This window comes from Micromonospora foliorum (assembly GCF_022229015.1).
GTDB classification, from domain to species: domain Bacteria; phylum Actinomycetota; class Actinomycetes; order Mycobacteriales; family Micromonosporaceae; genus Micromonospora; species Micromonospora foliorum.
Map to the genome: position 1 here is coordinate 1 of NZ_JAKKFF010000551.1, position 15800 is coordinate 15800.

Here is a 15800-nt window from a genome sequence, read left to right on the forward strand (position 1 = left end):
ACAGCACCCAGGTGGTCGGCGCCCCGACCACGGTCGCCTCGGCCAACGCGGTGTCGATCACCTTGCGGAACGAGTCGGCCGACCAGGTGGCGTCGAGGAAGTCGAAGCTGAACGCCTGGTGCAGCTCGTCCGGACCGATGTAGCGGGCCAGGCGCTGCGGCGTCTCGGCCCACGCCTCGGCGACGGCCATCCGACCGCCCGGGTAGCTGTCCAGGATGGGCCGCCAGGCCCGGTAGATCTCGTGCACCTCGTCCTGGTCGAAGTACGGCAGCCGGCCCTTGCCGAGCAGTTCGACCTGGCGCTGGCCGGTGGTGGCCGAGCTGAAGCCGACGTCCGGCAGCCCCTCCGCCTTGATCATGCCGTGCGCCACGTCGACGCGGAATCCGTCCACGCCCCGGTCCAGCCAGAACCGCAGCACGTCCTCGAACTCGGCGCGGACCTCCGGGTGGCGCCAGTTCAGGTCCGGCTGGGACGGGTCGAACAGGTGCAGATACCACTGACCGTCCGCGATCCGGGTCCAGGCGGGACCGCCGAAGATGCTCTCCCAGTCGTTCGGGGGCAACTCGCCGTGCGCCCCCTGACCGTCGGCGAAGAGGTAACGGGCCCGCTCCGGTGAGCCGGGGCCGGCGGCGAGCGCGGCGGTGAACCAGTGGTGCGCGCTGGAGGTGTGGTTGGGCACCAGATCGACGATGATCCGCAGGCCGAGGGCGTGCGCGTCGGTGATCATCGCATCGAAGTCGTCGAGGGTGCCGAACATCGGGTCGACGTCCCGGTAGTCGGCCACGTCGTACCCGCCGTCGATCATCGGCGAGGTGTAGAAGGGGGTCAGCCAGAGTGCGTCCACCCCGAGGTCGTGCAGGTACGGCAGGCGCTGCCGGATGCCCTGGAGGTCGCCGGTGCCGTCGCCGTCGCTGTCGGCGAAGCTGCGGACGTACACCTGATAGACGACCGCGGAGCGCCACCAGTCGTCGTCGGTGGCGTGCGGCGGGGTGGCGGTGCTGATCATCTCAGCAATATGCCGGCCCGCCGCTGCAAGAGTCAAGCAGATCTTGCGTAAGAAAGGCGGGCGGAACTCGGCGCGACCGCGGTGGAGCCGCGCACCACCAGCTCCGGGCGGAACAGGTACTCCGAGTGCGGGGCCCCGTGCCCGTTGATCTCGTCCACCAGGGCGCGGACGGCGGCCACCGCCATCGCGGTGACCGGCTGCCGCATGGTGGTCAGCGGCGGATCGGTGAAGGCCATCAGTGGGGAGTCGTCGTAACCGACCACGGAGAGGCCGTCTGGCACGTTGAGGCCACGTTGGCGGGCGGCCCGGACCGCGCCGAGCGCCATCAGGTCGGAGCCGCAGACCACCCCGGTGACGCCGCGGTCCAGCAGTCGGCCGGCCGCCGCCTCGCCACCCTCCACTCCGAACAGTGACAGCTCGGCCAGGGGCCCCAGGTCGGCTTCGGCGACGCCGGCCAGCCGGGTCATCGCGGAGCGCCAGCCGGCCACCTTGCGCTGCACCGGGACGAACCGGTCCGGGCCGGTGATCAGGCCGATCCTCCGGTGCCCGAGCGCGACCAGGTGGGCGACGGCCAGCTCGGCCGCCTCCCGGTCGTCGCAGGAGACGAAGGGCGCGCCGATGCCGGGCACGTACCCGTTGATCATCACGACCGGCAGTGGCCGGGCGAGCAGCGCCCGGTAGCGGTCGTGGTTGGCGGCGGTGTCGGCGTGCAGGCCGGACACGAAGACGATCCCGGAGACCTGCCGGTCCAACAGCATCTCCACGTACTCGTCCTCGGTCACGCCGCCGGCGGTCTGGGTGCAGAGCACCGGGGTGAACCCGCTCTGCGCCAGGGTGGACTCGATGACCTGGGCGAAGGCGGGGAAGATCGGGTTGTCCAGCTCCGGCACCACCAGGCCGACCAGCCCCGCGCTGCGCTTGCGCAGCCGGGCCGGGCGCTCGTACCCGAGAACGTCGAGAGCGGTGAGGACGGCCTGCCGGGTCTCCGGGGCCACGCCGGGGCGGTCGTTGAGCACCCGCGACACCGTGGCCTCGCTGACTTCGGCCTGCTGGGCGATGTCGGACAGTCGAGCGCGCATGGCGGCACTTTAGCCCACCGGCAAGTTCTTGCGGGGTGCTCTGCAAGCCCTTCCATTACTTGCAACGTCTTGCTAACGTCCCCGCAACATGCGAGAGCAGCGGCGCACGTCCATGCGCCGGTTGGCAAGAACTTCCAGAGGTTTCCACTGGCGGGCCGCCCTTCCCCCGGCGGACCCGCAATGACGACAGGAGCACCGATGCGCATCCGTACCGCGGGTGTGGTCGCCCTTTTCACCCTGGCGCTCGCCGCCTCGGGCTGCGGTGGCGACAGCGACGAGCCGGCCGCGAAGGACACCCCCAAGGCCGCCGGCGGCAAACTGGTGATCTGGGCGGACGACAAGCGGACCGCCGCCCTCAAGCCGTTCGCCGAGAAGTTCGGCCAGGAGAACGGCGTCAGCGTCGAGGTCCAGGCCGTCAGCAAGGACCTCCAGACCAACTTCGTCACCGCGTCGCAGCAGGGCAGCGGCCCGGACGTGGTGGTCGGCGCACACGACTGGATCGGCAACCTGGTGCAGAACGGCGCCATCGACCCGGTGCAGCTCGCCGCCGAGCAGAAGAGCGCCTTCAACCCGACCGCCATCAAGGCGGTCACCTTCAACGGTCAGCTCTACGGCGTGCCGTACGCGCAGGAGAACCTGGCGCTGATCCGCAACACCGAGCTGGCCCCGGAGGCGCCGAAGACCATCGAGGACCTGGTCGCCAACGGCCGGGCGCTCAAGGCGTCGAAGAAGGCCACCGAGACGCTCTGCCTCCAGGTCGGCCAGAACGGCGACGCGTACCACATCTACCCGCTGTACACCTCGGCCGGCGGTTACCTCTTCGGGACCGGCGCCAACGGCGACTACGACCCGAAGGACCTGGGCGTGGGCAAGCCCGAGTCGGTCGAAGCCTTCAAGAAGATCGGCGCGCTCGGCGAGAAGGGCGCGGGGGTGCTCAAGCGCTCCATCGCGGACACCAACTCGATCGCCACCTTCACCGGCAAGAAGTGCGCGTACCTGGTCTCCGGACCGTGGGCGGTGGCCGACGTCAAGAAGGCCAACATCAAGTACGACATCTCGGCGATCCCCGGCTTCGCCGGCGGCAAGGAAGCCCAGCCGTTCGTGGGCGTACAGGCGTTCTACGTCGCCGCCAAGGGCAAGAACAAGGCGCTGGCCCAGGAGTTCGTGGCCAACTACACCACCACGCCCGAGCTGGCCGTCGCGCTGTACAACGCCGAGCCCCGGCCGCCGGCGCTCACCGCCGCCCTCGACCAGGTCAAGGGCACCGACCCGGACCTGGCCAAGTTCCAGGAGGCGGGCCGGAACGGGCAGGTGCTCCCGGCCATCCCGGCGATGGCCGCGATCTGGGACCCGTTCGGCAAGGCCGAGGCCGCCGTCATCGGTGGGGCAGACCCGACCAGCACCATCACCGCGGCCGGCAAGACCATCTCCGGCCAGATCAAGTAATGAGTACGCCGCTGTCCGGCCCGGGGTCTGCCACGCAGGCGCCGGGCCGGGAGCCCGCCGGCTCCCGCCCTCCGCGCTCCCGTCCGTCGCGTACGCGCGCCACCCGCGACGACGCGCCGATCACCCTGACCGGGCTCGCCGGCAAGGTGCTCCTGCTCGGCCTGACCGCCGGTGTCGCGGTCTGGGCGGCGTTCCCGCTCGTCGCCGCCGGAATGTGGGCCGGGCTGGCACTGCTGGCGGCGTCCACCGCCGGGCTGTTCTACCTGTACCTCACCCGTCGACACATCCCGGCCAAGTACCTGGTCCCGGGAACCCTGTTCCTGATCGCCTTCCAGGTCTTCCCGGTGCTCTACACCGCCAGCACCGCCTTCACCAACTTCGGCGACGGGCACCGGGGCAGCAAGGACGACGCGGTCGTCGCCATCCAGTCCTCGTCGGTCACCCAGGTGCCCGGGTCCGCCGAATACGCCCTGTCCATCGCCACGACTGGCGACCCGGCCACCGGTGCGCTGGTCTTCCTGGTCACCGACCCGGGCACCGGCGCGGTCTCCGTCGGCGACACCGACGGGCTGCGCCGACTCGATCCCGCCGACGTCACCGTCGCCACCGGTGGCCGGGTCACCGCCGCCGACGGGTACACCGTGCTGACCGTCGGCCAGGCCAGCTCCCGCAGCAGGGAGATCACCGACCTGGTGGTGCCCACCCCCGGCGGCGCGGTGCGCTCCAGCGGCCTGTCCCGCGCGTACGAGGGCAAGGCGGTGCGGGCGTACGAGGCCGGCTGCGACTGTGTCCGGGACGCCGAGACCGGGCGGACCTGGACCGCCGACGACGAGGCGGGCGCCTTCGTCGCCGCCGACGGCGAGCGGTTGGCCCAGGGCTGGAAGGTCAACGTCGGGCTGACCAACTTCACCCGGGTGCTCACCGACGAGAACATCTCCGGCCCGTTCCTGGGCAGTCTCATCTGGAACTTCGCCTTCGCCATCGGCTCCACCGGCGGAACGTTCCTGCTCGGCATGCTGATCGCCCTGGTCCTGCACTCGCCCCGGATGCGCGGCACCAACCTGTACCGGGTGGTGCTCGTGCTGCCGTACGCCATGCCGTCGTTCGCGATGCTGCTGGCCTGGCGGGACATGTTCAACGCCGACTTCGGACTAATCAACAACCTGTTCGGGGTGAATGTGGACTGGTTCGGGCAGGCGTGGACCGCCCGCTTCGCGGTCATCCTGGTGCAGCTCTGGCTCGGCTACCCGTACATGTTCCTGGTCGCCACCGGCGCGTTGCAGGCCATCCCGCGCGAGTTGACCGAGGCGACCGCTGTCGACGGGGCCTCGCCCTGGCAGTCCTTCCGGGCGGTCACCCTGCCGCTGCTGCTGGTCGCGCTCTCGCCGCTGCTGATCTCGTCGTTCGCGTTCAACTTCAACAACTTCAACGCGATCTACCTGACCACCGAGGGTGCGCCCTTCCCGGCCGACAACCCGGCCAACGGCGCCACCGACCTGCTCATCACGTACACCTATCTGCTGGCCTTCGGCGGGCAGGGCGCGCAGTTCGGCTTCGCCGCCGCGATCTCGCTGTTCATCTTCGCCATCGTCGCGGTGGTCTCCGCGATCAGCTTCCGGCGGACCCGCAAACAGGAAGAGGTGTACGCGTGAGCGCGGTGCGGCGTAACCGCTGGTTCGCCCAGGTCGGCTGGCGGCATCTGGTGGCCCTGCTCGGGGTGCTGTTCAGCCTGTTCCCGATCGTGTTCGTGCTCTCCGCCGCGCTCAACCCGCTCGGCACGTTGTCCACCACCGAGCTGGTGCCGACCGGCGGGGTGTCCCTCGGCAACTTCGGTGGGCTGTTCGAGCGAACCGCCTTCGGGCGGTGGTTCCTCAACTCGCTGCTGATCGCCGGGGTGGCGTCGTTCGCGTCGGTGTTCCTCTCGGCGCTCGCCGCGTACGCGTTCTCCCGGATGCGGTTCCGCGGTCGCCGGGTCGGGCTGCTCTCGCTGCTCCTGATCCAGATGTTTCCGCAGTTCCTGGCGATCGTGGCGATCTACCTGATCTTCGGCACGATCACCGACCTGTGGCCGTCGATCGGCTTCAACACGCCCTGGGGTCTGCTGCTGCTCTATCTGGGTGGCGCGCTCGGCGTGAACACCTGGTTGATGAAGGGTTTCTTCGACACGCTGCCACGGGAGTTGGACGAGTCGGCGACCATGGACGGCGCCTCGCACGCCCAGGTCTTCTTCCGGATCATGCTGCCGCTGGTGGCGCCGATCCTGGCGGTCGCCGGGCTGTTGGCCTTCATCGGCACCATCAACGAGTTCCTGATGGCCAACGTCTTCCTCACCAGTACCGACTCCAAAACCCTGGCGGTGGGGATGTACGGCCTGTTGGAAGGCAACGAGCGCAACAACAACTTCGGCATCTTCGCGGCCGGGACCCTGCTGACCGCGATCCCGACGGTGCTGGTCTTCCAGTTCCTCCAGCGCTACATCGTCTCCGGGCTGACCTCGGGAGCCGTCAAGGGCTGAGACCGGGGTGCGGCCGGTCTCCGGTGGCGCGAGGTAGGGTGCTTCGGCACCGCGCTGACGCTGCTCGGCGAGAGCGGGTCAGCGAACGTGTGGCGGGCCTGCTTCACTAGCCGCTGGTGGCCCGCCGCCCTTCATCCGCCGTCCGGTGCTGTTCCCGGGGAGACTTTCGTGCAACTGTCGATCTTGATGCCGGTCTACAACGAAGCGGAACGCGTCGCGGAGGCCCTGAAGCAGGCCCTCGCCGTGCACTACCCGTGTGAGATCGAGATCGTGGTGGTCGACGACGGTAGTACGGACGAGACCGCGGAGATCCTCGGTCGAATGGATGACGCGCGGCTGCGGGTCGTGACGCACCAGCGCAACGCGGGCAAGGGCGCGGCGATCAAGACGGCCGTGGACAACGCCCGGGGCGAGTACATGGTGATCCTGGACGCCGACCTGGAGTACGACCCACAGGACATTCCGAAGCTGTTGGCGCCGGTGCTGGAGGGGAACGCGACAGTCGTCTACGGCAACCGCACCTTCGGCAGCCACAGCGCCTACAGCTTCTGGTACGTGGTCGGAAACCGGGGAGTCACCACGGCGGCGAACGTTTTGTTCAACTCCTACATCGGCGACCTGGAGACGTGCTTCAAACTGATGCCGGTGGAGCTGTACCGATCGCTGGACATCCGGTCCCGCGGGTTCGGCATGGAGGCCGAGGTGACGGGCAAACTGCTGCGGCGGCGGATCCGCCCCTACGACGTGCCGATCGCCTACCGGGCGCGGGGCCGTGCCGAGGGTAAGAAGATCACCTGGCGGGACGGGGTGGAGGCGTTGTGGATCCTGGGCCGGGAACGGGCCCGGCGTCGTCCCGGCGTCGTTCCCGCCACGACGCTCGCTGACCGATGACGACCACGAGGCACCCGGACAAGACCACCATCGTCCGGATCGTCGTGGCCCTCGTCGGGGTGGGCTGCCTGCTCCTGACCGTTCAGGGCGCCGTGCGGGCGACCGGCCGCGGCATCGCCCTGATGAGTGACCGGGAACACGACCTACCGGCAACCCAGCACCAGGTGGACCTGGAGACGCTCTGGCGTCAGTTCGTCGAACAGGTGCCGCCGGGCAGCCGGATCTCGCTCGCTCCGGCCCGCACCAACAAGGACCTGTGGCACCAGCGGTTGAGTGAGCTCGCCGCGCTGCGCGGATGTGTGGTCGTCCAGGGGACGCCGTGGGACTACTCGGTGAGCGTCGCCGCGGTGCAGCGGAAGCGGCCGACCAGCGCCGGCGTGCGGCTGGTCGTCCGGAAGGTCGACTGACGACATGGATGTCAGCCCGGTCCTCGCCGTACTCGCCCTCCTCGTCGCCGGTTTCCCGCTGGCCTTCGCGATCCTGCGCAGTCCCTTCCTCGCCCTGCTCCTCGCGCCCCTGGTGGCGGCGCTGCTGAGCACGGTCGCGGTGCTGCTGATGCTTGTCGTCGGCGGTCCGCTGCCGCTCTGGATCGCCGTGGTGCTGGCCGCCGCAGCGGGCTGCGCCTGGTGGCTGTCGCGCCGCCCCGGCGAGCCGGTGCCGTACGGAGGGTGGTCGCACGCGCTGCTGATCGCGCTACCACTGCTCCCGCCCTGCTTCATGATCTTCGAACCGCCCTACCAGTGGGACGCGCACTCCATCTGGTGGCTGCACGCCGGCTACTTTGCCCACGGGAGCGAGTACGCGCGGGCGACGATCGGCAGCCCCGCCTTCGTCTTCTCGCACACCGACTACCCGCCCTTCGCCTCCGCGCCCATCGCTGCCGTGTGGAGCGTCGTCGAGCCGGACTTCCGCACCGCCCAGCTCGTTGGCGCGCTGGTCACCGTCTCCGCGATCGCGATGCTGGTCTACCTGGTCCGGCGGGCGCTGGGTCGGGTGTCCGCGCGGGTGGCCTGGGCGCTGGCCATCGCGGTGGGCCTGGCCACCTGGTCGAACGTCCCGTACGCGGTGACCGGCGGGCTCGCCGACGCGCTCTGGTCCGCCGCGTTCGCCGGTGCGGTGGTGGCCCTGCTGCTCGGCGCGGATCCGCTGCGCCGGCCCGTGTTGCCGCTCTTGCTGCTGACCGTCGCGGCGCTCAGCAAGAACGAGGGGCTGATCGCCGTCGTGGGCCTCGCCCTGCTGGTCACCGTGCGGGCCCGTGCCGACCTGCGGCGAGCCGCGCTGGTCTGGCTGCCGGTGCTGGCCGGGGGCGCCTGGGCGGTGCTGGCCCGCCTGCTGGATGCCCAGTCGGACATCACCGAAGGCACCACGGGTGACCGGACCGCGCAGGTGGTGGAGCGGTTCCAGCTCACCATCGCGGCGTTGTGGGACGTGGTCGGTCTGTTGCTGGTGGGTGCCGCGGTGGTGGCCCTGCTCGGCGCCCTGTTCCTGCGCGGGCGACGCCGTGCGACAGGGCTGGCGGCGGACGGCTGGCTGTGGGCGGCCAACGGCTACTACCTGGCTGTTCTGGTCGGGACCTACCTGTCCGGCCCGAACGACATCGAGTGGTGGTTGGCGACCTCGGTGCAACGGGTGACGCTGCCGGTGACGCTCCTGTCGGCGGTGAGTCTCGCCGGCTGGGTCGCCGTCGCGTTCGGCGGCGACAGTCGGGCGGAGTCGCGACCGGTGCTCGACCAGCCGCGCGAGCCGGCCCTGTCGGGCGCCGCCCCGACAGCGACACGTTGATCGACTGATCCGCGCCCGTCGGCGGTTCCCACTACTACGATCCGTCGTTAATAGGGAAGTATGGCGAACGTGGAAGCTCTCAGACTCATCCTTCTCTACGTCCATCTGATCGGGTTCGCCCTGCTGCTCGGTGGCTCGATCGCCCAGTACGCCAGCGGCCGGCTGCGGATCAACCCGGCCATGCTGTGGGGCTCGGTGATCCAGGTGCTGACCGGGCTGGGCCTGTCCGCGCCCCTGCGTGACGGCGACGAGCCGGCCCCGGCAAAACTTGTGACGAAGTTGGTGATCGGGCTGCTGATCTTCGTCATGGTCTTCTTCTCCCGGAAGCGGGATGTGGTCAACCGTGGTCATTTCCTCGCGATCGTCGGTCTGACCCTGGTCAACGCGGCGGTCGCGGTCTTTTGGCGGTAACGTCCGAGGAGGAAAACGCCTCCAGAAAACGGACGTTGCGGACGCCTGGGCGCTTGCCTACCAGCACGAAGAGTGACGTGCCCCACGCAAGGGTTACACCCGGGTAACAGGCGCTCAACAGTCGTGCACGATTGTCGGCCGGTGGGTGGGCGCGGGCGTACGCTCCCGTCCGTAACGTGGGACAGCCGGCGGCATACCGCAGGTCGGCTGATGGGCTGCCACCGCATTAGGCGCGGTGTGCAATGGGAAGGAGACGTCTTGCGCTCGGTGCGTGGGATGCGGATCGCCTCGATCTTCGCGGTGGGTGGGCTCGCGCTCACCGCCGCCGCTTGTGGCGAGGCCCCCAAGGATGACAACAACGCCGGCAGTGGCGCCAAGAAGTTCAGCGCCTGCATGGTGACCGACGTCGGCGGCATCGACGACAAGTCGTTCAACACCTCGGCCTGGAAGGGTCTGCAGGAGGCCAAGGCCGCCAACGACAACATCGACATCAAGTTCGTCGCGTCGAAGGCGGAGGCCGACTACGAGCCGAACCTGACGCAGTACGTCAACCAGAAGTGCGACTTCATCCTCGCGGTCGGTGGCCTGATGGCCAACGCCACCTCGAAGATCGCCAAGGCGAACCCGAACCAGGAGTTCGGCATCGTCGACGCGAACCCGGGTGACGCGAACGTCTACCCGATGCAGTTCGACACCGCCCAGGCCGCGTTCCAGGCCGGCTACCTGGCCGCCGGATTGAGCAAGACCGGCAAGGTGGGCACCTACGGTGGTCTGCCGATCCCGCCGGTCACCATCTTCATGGACGGCTTCGTCGACGGTGTGAAGTACTTCAACACCACCAAGGGCAAGAACGTCCAGGCGCTGGGTTGGAACAAGGAGACCCAGAAGGGTTCCTTCACCAACGACTTCGCCAAGCAGGACGAGGGCAAGAAGGTCTCCGACGCGCTGGTCGCCCAGGGCGCGGACATCATCATGCCGGTCGCCGGCGGCTCCGGCCTCGGCACCACGGCCGCGGCGAAGGCCTCGGGCGGCAAGTACAGCACCATCTGGGTGGACGTCGACGGCTGCGAGAGCACCCCGGACTGCGCGGCGATCGTGACCACCGTGGTCAAGAACATCCCGGACGCCGTCAAGGAGGCCGTGGTGAAGGCCGCCGCCGGTGACAAGCTGCCGGCCAAGCCGGGCTTCGTCGGCACCCTGGCCAACAACGGTGTCTCGATCGCCCCGTACCACGACTTCGACAGCAAGGTCCCGGCCGAGCTGAAGGCCGAGGTCGACAAGATCAAGGCGGACATCGCCGCTGGCACCATCACCGTCACCTCGAAGGCCCAGCCGACCAAGTGACGACCGCCCGTCCCCTCCGGTGAGATCATCGGGGGGTCGGCGGGGGACAGGTACGACCGATCGGCCGCTCCGGCTCCGCGGATACCCCGTGGGGTCGGAGCGGCCGATCGCGCACCACGGCGGCCGGTCCGGTCCGGTCGGTTCCACGGCAGCTACGCTGCACCATCGCTCGCACTCCAGGAGGTTGCGCTGAGACTCGAACTGCGCGGCATCACCAAGCGGTTCGGTGATCTGGTCGCCAACGATCACATCGACCTGACGGTGGAGCCTGGAGAGATTCACGCCCTCCTCGGCGAGAACGGCGCGGGCAAGTCGACCCTGATGAACGTGCTCTACGGGCTCTACCAGCCCGACGAGGGCGAGATCCTGGTCGACGGCAAGCCGCTGAAGCTGAAGGGCCCGTCCGACGCGATCGGGGCCGGGATCGGCATGGTGCACCAGCACTTCATGCTGGTGCCGGTCTTCACCGTCGCCGAAAACATCATGCTCGGCGCCGAGCAGGTCCGGGGCGGCATCGCCGGCTTCCTGGACCGACGGCGGGCCCGGCGCGAGGTCACCGAGGTGTCCGAGCGCTACAACCTGCGGGTCGACCCGGACGCGGTGATCGAGGACCTGCCGGTCGGCGTCCAGCAACGAGTCGAGATCGTCAAGGCGCTCACCCGCGACGTCGACCTGCTCATCCTGGACGAGCCGACCGCGGTGCTCACCCCCCAGGAGACCGAGGAGTTGCTGACGGTCATGCGGTCGCTCAAGGCGGCCGGCAAGTCGATCGTCTTCATCACCCACAAGCTCGGCGAGGTCAAGGCCATCGCCGACCGGATCACCGTGATCCGACGCGGAAAGACCGTCGGCACCGCCTCGCCGGAGGCCAGCCGGGACGAGCTGGCCGCGTTGATGGTCGGGCGCAACGTCCGGCTCACCGTGGACAAGTCCCCGGCCACGCCGGGCGACCCGGTGCTGGAGGTGGCCGGGCTGGTCGTTGACGACGACCGGCAGATCCGCGCGGTCGACGGTGTCGACCTGACCGTCCGCGCGGGCGAGGTGCTCGGCGTGGCGGGCGTGCAGGGCAACGGTCAGACCGAACTGATCGAGGCGATCATGGGGCTGCGCCCGGTGCTCGCCGGCACGGTCAGCCTGGCCGGCGAGCGGATCGACGGCTGGAAGCCCAAGAAGGTGCTCCGGGCGGGCGTCGGCTACGTGCCCGAGGACCGCAGCGTGGACGGCCTGGTCAAGGAGTTCAGCGTCGCGGAGAACCTGGTGCTGGACATCTACGACCGGCCGCCGTTCGGTGCCGGGCTCGCCCTGAAGCCGAACGCGATCGCCGCCTCGGCGAAGGAACGGATCGAGCAGTTCGACGTCCGTACCTCATCGGCCGACGCGGCGGTGGGCACCCTTTCCGGCGGCAACCAGCAGAAGGTGATCGTGGCCCGGGAGCTGTCCCGGCCGCTGAAGCTCTTCATCGCCGCCCAGCCGACCCGTGGCGTCGACGTCGGGTCGATCGAGTTCATCCACAGTCAGATCATCCGCGAACGGGACATCGGCACCGCCGTCATGGTCGTCTCCAGCGAACTCGACGAGGTGATCGGGTTGGCCGACCGGATCGCGGTGATGTACCGCGGCCGGATCATCGGCATCGTCGGCCCGGACACCCCCCGTGAGGAGATCGGTCTGCTGATGGCCGGCATCAGCCCGGACGTGGCCCACGACGCCGTCACGGCACCCGCCGCCGATCAGCCCGACGCGGCACCCGCCGCCGAGAAGCCCGGCGTGGCAGACGGGAGCCCGGCGAGCGCCGACGGTTCCGCGAGCGAGGACGAGGCATGACCAACCCCAACCCGCAGTCCGGCTCGCCGGACAAGGAGCCGGTGAGCGAGGCGCAGGCCGCGCAGAACGCGCTCGGCAACACCGAACGGGCCGAGGTGGCGACCGAGCCGGACCGCTCGGCGGCAACGGCGAAGCCGGGCCCGGAGCCGGAGGCGAAGCCGAGCCTGGGCCGGTTGTTCCTGGACAACCTCTGGGCGGCCAACACCTTCACGGTGACCCTGCTGTCGCTGGTGCTGGCGATCGTGGTCGGCGCGGTGCTGATGATCATTTCTGATCCCGAGGTTCTCTCCACCTACTCGTACATCACCTCCCGCCCGTCGGACGCGATCAACTCCAGCTGGACGCTCGTCAGCGAGGCGTACGCGAACCTGTTCAAGGGGTCGGTCTTCGACCCCGAGGCGTTCTCCGGCTGGCTGGACGGCGCCAACGGCTGGCAGGCAGTGCTCGCGCCGATCTCCGAGACGCTCACCTACGCGGCGCCGCTGGTCTTCACCGGTCTGTCGGTGGCGCTGGCCTTCCGGGGCGGCCTGTTCAACATCGGCGCCCAGGGCCAGGCCACCATCGGCGTGATCATGGCGGCGCTGGCCGGCTTCCTGCTGCCGCTGCCGCCCGGCCTGCACCTGCTGGTGGCGGTGCTGGCCGGCGCGCTGGGTGGAGCGATCTGGGGCTTCATCCCCGGCATCCTCAAGGCCCGGGCCGGCGCGCACGAGGTGATCAACACGATCATGCTCAACTACGTCGCCACGTACTTCCTCACCTGGTTGATCGTTCAGAACGGCGTGCAGGACCCGACCCGTACCGACGCGATCAGCAAGGCGGTGGACAGCTCCGCCCAGCTGCCCCGACTGCTCGGCGACAACCTGCGGGTGCACGCCGGCATCCTGCTCGCGGTGCTGGCCACCTGGGCGGTCGCCTGGCTGCTCAACCGCTCGACGCTCGGCTTCGAGCTGCGCGCGGTCGGCGCCAACCCGGACGCCGCCCGGACCGCCGGCATCAGCGTCACCCGGACGTACATCCTGATCATGGTGTTTGCCGGCATCCTGGCCGGCCTCGGCGGCTCGAACATGGTGCTCGGCTCCACAGCCAGCGCGTTGACCCCGTTGGTGGTCGCGCAGATCGGCTTCGACGGCATCCTGGTGGCGCTGCTGGGGCGGGTGAAGCCCTGGGGGGTGCTGCTCGCCGCGTTGCTGTTCGGGGCGCTGCAGGCCGGTGGTAACCGGATGCAGTCGTACTCCGGGATCTCGCTGGAGCTGGTGACCGTGCTCCAGGCGCTGATCGTCATCTTCATCGCCGCGCCGGCCCTGGTGAAGGCGATCTTCCAGCTCCGGGCCGCACGCGCCGCCCGGTTGCAGACGAGCCTGGCGAAGGGCTGGTAACTCGTGTCCACCATGGCTGTCCCCGACATCGCCGTCGCCCCGGTCGACGAGGGCTTCTGGACCCGCAGCCGCAAGGTCGGCCTCACGCTGCTGGGGCTCGGCCTGCTGTCCGCGGTGCTCTTCGGCGCGCTCGCCACCGACCAGCAGGCCCGGTTCACGCTCAGCGACGACGCGGCCGGCGCCGCACTGGAGATCAACGGCACGATCGGGGCGATCCTGTTCGGGATCATCACGATCGCCGCCGGCGCGGCGCTGCTCGCCGGGGTGCCGAAGCGGTGGTTCCTTCCCGTGCTCGGCGTCGGGCTGGTCGCCTTCGTGCTGTCGTTCCTCTGCTGGCAGGTCTCCGCGGCGCCGACCGGGCAGAACTTCATGCCGCTGGTCAACATCATCCGGGGCACGTTCATCCTGGCCCTGCCGCTGATCTTCGGCGCGCTCGCCGGGGTGCTCTGCGAACGCTCCGGTGTGGTCAACGTGGCCATCGAGGGCCAGCTGCTGATGGGCGCGTTCAGCGGGGCTCTCTTCGGCAGCATCTCCGGCAGCGTCTGGGTGGGCCTGGTCGCCGCCGCCATCGGCGGCGCGTTCATCTCGCTGCTGCTGGCCGTCTTCGCCATCCGCTACCTGGTCGACCAGGTCGTCATGGGCATCGTGCTGAACCTGCTGGCCGTCGGCGTCACCGGCTTCCTCTACGAGCGGCTGATGCAGACCGACGCCGAGAAGTACAACAGCGCGCCCCGCTTCAGCAACTGGGAGATCCCGCTGCTGAAGGACATTCCGGTGCTCGGGCCGGCGCTGTTCCGCGGCAACATCTTCCTCTACCTCGGGCTGCTCCTGGTGCTGGTGATCCACATCGGGCTGTTCCGCACCCGGTGGGGGTTGCGGACCCGCTCGGTCGGCGAGCACCCGATCGCCGCCGACACGCTCGGCGTCAAGGTGCTGCGGGTCCGCTACCGCAACGTGCTGCTGGCCGGAGTGGTCGCCGGCATCGGTGGCGCGTCCTACACGCTGGCGCTCTACTCGTTCACCAAGAACATGATCGGCGGTAAGGGCTTCATCGCCCTGGCCGCGCTGATCTTCGGCCGGTGGAACCCGACCGGCGCGCTGCTCGCCGCGCTCTTCTTCGGTTTCGCCGACCAGCTCGCCACCTACCTGGGCGCGATCAGCAGCTCGATCCCCAGCCAGTTCCTGGCCATGCTGCCCTACCTGGCGACCATCCTGGCCGTCGCCGGGCTGGTCGGTCGGGTCCGGGCACCGGCCGCCGACGGCAAGCCGTACATCAAGGGCTGACCGACCACTGGAAGCGGCGGGCCGGCGCGCCTCCCCGGGAGCCGCAGTACCCTGACGGCTTCTGACCTGGGCTACTTGGGCAGGATGATGGCATGACCGACATTGACTGGGCGCAGTTGCGCGCCGCCGCCACCGAGGCGATGCGGCACGCGTACGCGCCGTACTCGACGTTCCCGGTCGGCGCGGCCGCGCTTGTCGACGACGGCCGGGTGGTGGTCGGCTGCAACGTGGAGAACGCCGCGTACGGGGTGACGCTCTGCGCCGAGTGCGGGGTGGTGTCCAGCCTGCACGCAACCGGTGGCGGTCGGCTCGTCGCGCTCTCCTGCGTCGACGCGACCGGCGAGCCGTTGATGCCGTGCGGCCGCTGCCGGCAGCTGCTCTGGGAACACGGCGGGCCGGAGTGCCTGATCGAGAGCAGGACCCGGCCCCTGCGGATGGCCGAGCTGCTGCCGCACGCCTTCGGCGTGGAAGACCTGGAGGCGGTCACCGGTGAGACGCCGGTGCCGGTGGTCCCGGAGCGGCTCGCCGCCTGGCGCGGGCGCGGCACCGTCTTCGTGCACCCGGACATGTCCGCGGGTCAGCAGGTCTGGACGGCGTACTGGGAGCGGTCGGCCGGAGACGACGCCGGCGCCGAGACCGGGGTGCTGGAGGAGGCGCCGAGCTGGGACGACCCGGCAGAGGCGATCACCTGGGGCCTGGCCCGGACGCCCCGGGTGGTCGTGGTGGACGCCACCGGCACCATCTTCTGGGCCGGTGAGGGTGAGCCGCCGGCTGAGATCCCGATGCGGTGGGCTGCTGGTTGAGCTGGGGATTGGTTGCGGTTGAGGGCCGGGGCCGACCGT

At 69.7% G+C, this 15800-nt stretch carries 14 protein-coding genes; 12 read left to right on the forward strand and 2 right to left on the reverse strand.

The annotated features are described in order from the left end of the window. Window positions 1-1006, reverse strand: a 1006-nt coding sequence (locus PSH25_RS30125) for an alpha-amylase family glycosyl hydrolase (protein WP_238662264.1), incomplete at its 3' end; no start/stop codon positions are given. A gap of 32 nt (window positions 1007-1038) precedes the next feature. Further along, entirely contained in the window at window positions 1039-2085 is a 1047-nt protein-coding gene (locus tag PSH25_RS30130) for a LacI family DNA-binding transcriptional regulator (RefSeq protein WP_238662266.1), read from the reverse strand. 198 nt (window positions 2086-2283) lie between these two features. On the opposite strand from PSH25_RS30130, the gene PSH25_RS30135 reads away from it, so the two are divergent. The 12 genes from PSH25_RS30135 to PSH25_RS30190 all read left to right on the forward strand — a co-directional run bounded on the left by PSH25_RS30135 (window position 2284) and on the right by PSH25_RS30190 (window position 15761). Next, window positions 2284-3531 (forward strand): sugar ABC transporter substrate-binding protein, encoded by a 1248-nt coding sequence (locus PSH25_RS30135; protein ID WP_238662267.1) that lies wholly within the window; start codon window positions 2284-2286, stop codon window positions 3529-3531. Continuing rightward, window positions 3531-5183: an ABC transporter permease subunit gene (locus PSH25_RS30140; protein WP_238662269.1), complete on the forward strand. Its 1653-nt coding sequence runs from the start codon at window positions 3531-3533 to the stop codon at window positions 5181-5183. Before PSH25_RS30135 ends, PSH25_RS30140 begins: the two co-directional genes overlap by 1 nt. Further along, entirely contained in the window at window positions 5180-6046 is an 867-nt protein-coding gene (locus PSH25_RS30145; RefSeq protein WP_372492884.1) for a sugar ABC transporter permease, read from the forward strand. Before PSH25_RS30140 ends, PSH25_RS30145 begins: the two co-directional genes overlap by 4 nt. Before the next feature lie 168 nt (window positions 6047-6214). Then, window positions 6215-6937, forward strand: a complete 723-nt coding sequence (locus PSH25_RS30150; protein WP_238662271.1) for a glycosyltransferase family 2 protein — start codon at window positions 6215-6217, stop codon at window positions 6935-6937. Next, window positions 6934-7344 (forward strand): hypothetical protein, encoded by a 411-nt coding sequence (locus PSH25_RS30155; RefSeq protein ID WP_238662272.1) that lies wholly within the window; start codon window positions 6934-6936, stop codon window positions 7342-7344. Before PSH25_RS30150 ends, PSH25_RS30155 begins: the two co-directional genes overlap by 4 nt. A gap of 4 nt (window positions 7345-7348) precedes the next feature. Continuing rightward, window positions 7349-8719 carry a hypothetical protein gene (locus PSH25_RS30160; RefSeq protein WP_238662273.1) on the forward strand — a complete coding sequence of 457 codons (1371 nt, stop codon included), beginning with the start codon at window positions 7349-7351 and terminating at the stop codon, window positions 8717-8719. A gap of 69 nt (window positions 8720-8788) precedes the next feature. Then, on the forward strand, window positions 8789-9130 hold the full coding sequence (locus tag PSH25_RS30165) for a hypothetical protein (RefSeq protein ID WP_238662274.1): 342 nt from the start codon (window positions 8789-8791) through the stop codon (window positions 9128-9130). Window positions 9131-9406: 276 nt separating this feature from the next. Further along, window positions 9407-10474, forward strand: coding sequence for a BMP family lipoprotein (locus PSH25_RS30170; RefSeq protein ID WP_238662281.1), 1068 nt, complete (start codon window positions 9407-9409; stop codon window positions 10472-10474). A 249-nt stretch (window positions 10475-10723) separates the two neighbouring features. Next, the gene (locus PSH25_RS30175) at window positions 10724-12298 is read left to right on the forward strand and encodes an ABC transporter ATP-binding protein (protein ID WP_308193757.1); all 1575 of its coding nucleotides are present in this window, start codon (window positions 10724-10726) and stop codon (window positions 12296-12298) included. Then, window positions 12295-13674: an ABC transporter permease gene (locus PSH25_RS30180; protein WP_238662275.1), complete on the forward strand. Its 1380-nt coding sequence runs from the start codon at window positions 12295-12297 to the stop codon at window positions 13672-13674. Before PSH25_RS30175 ends, PSH25_RS30180 begins: the two co-directional genes overlap by 4 nt. Window positions 13675-13677: 3 nt before the next feature. After that, window positions 13678-14958 (forward strand): ABC transporter permease, encoded by a 1281-nt coding sequence (locus PSH25_RS30185; protein WP_238662276.1) that lies wholly within the window; start codon window positions 13678-13680, stop codon window positions 14956-14958. 92 nt (window positions 14959-15050) lie between these two features. Then, entirely contained in the window at window positions 15051-15761 is a 711-nt protein-coding gene (locus tag PSH25_RS30190) for a cytidine deaminase (protein ID WP_238662278.1), read from the forward strand. Window positions 15762-15800: the final 39 nt, after the last annotated feature.